This is a genomic window from Geobacillus sp. B4113_201601, assembly GCF_001587475.1.
In the GTDB taxonomy this organism is placed as follows: Bacteria; Bacillota; Bacilli; order Bacillales; family Anoxybacillaceae; genus Geobacillus; species Geobacillus icigianus.
This window is the reverse complement of the sequence record NZ_LQYX01000075.1, coordinates 78,961-80,810: the sequence shown is the minus strand read 5'-3', so window position 1 is coordinate 80,810 and position 1,850 is coordinate 78,961. Positions and strand designations below refer to the sequence as shown.

8 tRNA genes and 1 rRNA gene are annotated in these 1,850 nt (G+C 51.3%); all 9 read right to left on the bottom strand.

The features are described from left to right. Positions 1–77: ribosomal RNA gene (locus B4113_RS10400) — 16S ribosomal RNA — on the bottom strand; the annotation flags it as partial. Between the two features lie 254 nt (positions 78–331). Next, positions 332–405: transfer RNA gene (locus B4113_RS10395), tRNA-Gly, on the bottom strand. 307 nt (positions 406–712) lie between these two features. Then, positions 713–786 (bottom strand) — tRNA-Pro (locus B4113_RS10390). A gap of 4 nt (positions 787–790) precedes the next feature. Next, positions 791–867, bottom strand: a tRNA-Arg gene (locus B4113_RS10385). Between the two features lie 209 nt (positions 868–1,076). After that, a tRNA-Leu gene (locus tag B4113_RS10380) sits at positions 1,077–1,159 on the bottom strand. 14 nt (positions 1,160–1,173) lie between these two features. Further along, positions 1,174–1,255: transfer RNA gene (locus tag B4113_RS10375), tRNA-Leu, on the bottom strand. Between the two features lie 6 nt (positions 1,256–1,261). Next, a tRNA-Lys gene (locus B4113_RS10370) sits at positions 1,262–1,337 on the bottom strand. A 316-nt stretch (positions 1,338–1,653) separates the two neighbouring features. Beyond that, positions 1,654–1,728, bottom strand: a tRNA-Gln gene (locus B4113_RS10365). Between the two features lie 19 nt (positions 1,729–1,747). Beyond that, a tRNA-Asp gene (locus tag B4113_RS10360) sits at positions 1,748–1,823 on the bottom strand. Between the last annotated feature and the right edge of the window lie 27 nt (positions 1,824–1,850).

Sequence of the window (1,850 nt, the reverse complement as noted above, 5' to 3'; positions counted from 1 at the left end):
GATTCGGTCCGCTCGACTTGCATGTATTAGGCACGCCGCCAGCGTTCGTCCTGAGCCAGGATCAAACTCTCCAAAACAAAGTGGATTGGCTTTGTAAGCTTCGGCGCCGACACCAAACGTGTCAAGCGGCCTCCACTTTTCGTATGGTCTAGCTTCGGCCGCTATCGGCTCGCGACGCTTCGGTCCTGCTGCGGCGGCGATAGCCTCCTCACAGGCCCTCCAGCGCGTTTCGCCGATAGGCAAGCGGCCTCCGCTTTTCGTTGCGCTTCGTTTCGTTCAGTTTTCAAGGAACAAGATGAAACGGTCAAATTCTTCGTTCATAATCTTTAGATGGAGCGGGTGATGGGAATCGAACCCACGACATCAGCTTGGAAGGCTGAGGTTTTACCACTAAACTACACCCGCATATTATTCTGTTTAATGTTCACCACGCACTTTCATGCCTCTTCCTCTGCCAGTTGATTCAAGGAAGCCAAATGCGTCGAGGCAACTCGTGGCCTACTCGATGAAGTTAAGGCTCGTGGCTGAGGTTTTACCACTAAACTACACCCGCGTATTATTGCATTTTTCGCTCGTCATGCGCGTTTCCGCCCTTCCTCTACCGTGCAAAGGGCATTGATGCGCAGGTAGTGAAGCAAAAACGTTTACTCTCGTTTCAATGGACTATTCATAAGCTTTCGCTTTCAAACATTCATTTTCACTTGAAGCGAAATCGGGAAGACAGGATTTGAACCTGCGACCCCATGGTCCCAAACCATGTGCTCTACCAAGCTGAGCTACTTCCCGATGGTGGCGCGCTCGAGAGGATTCGAACCCCTAACCTTCTGATCCGTAGTCAGATGCTCTATCCAATTGAGCTACGAGCGCATAGGTGATGATTGTTCCCTCAGAGGGCAAATTCCATTTTAGCAGCCCATATTGCTGTTGTCAATAATGACATCCTAAGGCTATGTTCTGCTTAGGAGATAGGCGTTCCTTGGAATTGCAATCGACTGGCAAAGCAACAATCCAAAAAACGACAATGCTCGAATGATAGAGACTACTATATCGGTTATTGATAAAAAAGACATCGAAAATGCGGTCGAGAGGACTTGAACCTCCACGGGGTTGCCCCCACTAGGCCCTCAACCTAGCGCGTCTGCCATTCCGCCACGACCGCGTCATCATTTTAAGTGCGGGTGGAGGGACTTGAACCCCCACGCCGTAAGGCGCCAGATCCTAAGTCTGGTGCGTCTGCCAATTCCGCCACACCCGCCAATGGTGGTGAGCCATGGAGGACTCGAACCTCCGACCCTCTGATTAAAAGTCAGATGCTCTACCTACTGAGCTAATGGCTCATCGTTAGGATACACTCACATATTTGACGATGTCCCTTCCTCTGCTAGCTGATCCAAGGATGCCCAGTGCGTCGGGACAACTCGCAGCGATTTCAAAGGTGCACTGCTCGTTGCTCTACCTACTGAGCTAATGGCTCATGTGATCATAACACTCTAAGTACTGACGAACCTACCTGCCTCTTCCTCTACCAGCTGTTTCAAGGAAGCTTGGTGCGTCGAGGCAACTCGCAGTTAACTCGAAGATGTAGGGCTTGTTGTTGAGCTAATGATCATGATAGGCCCTAAGCGAACAGCTTAGGTATGTATGAAAGAAGAATGGCTGGGCCAGCTGGATTCGAACCAGCGCATCACGGAGTCAAAGTCCGTTGCCTTACCGCTTGGCTATGGCCCAGCGAACTATTATGTTGTAATGGCGGTCCCGACGGGACTCGAACCCGCGATCTCCTGCGTGACAGGCAGGCATGTTAACCACTACACTACGGGACCGTGAATTCGCGGGAATCCCCGCGCTGC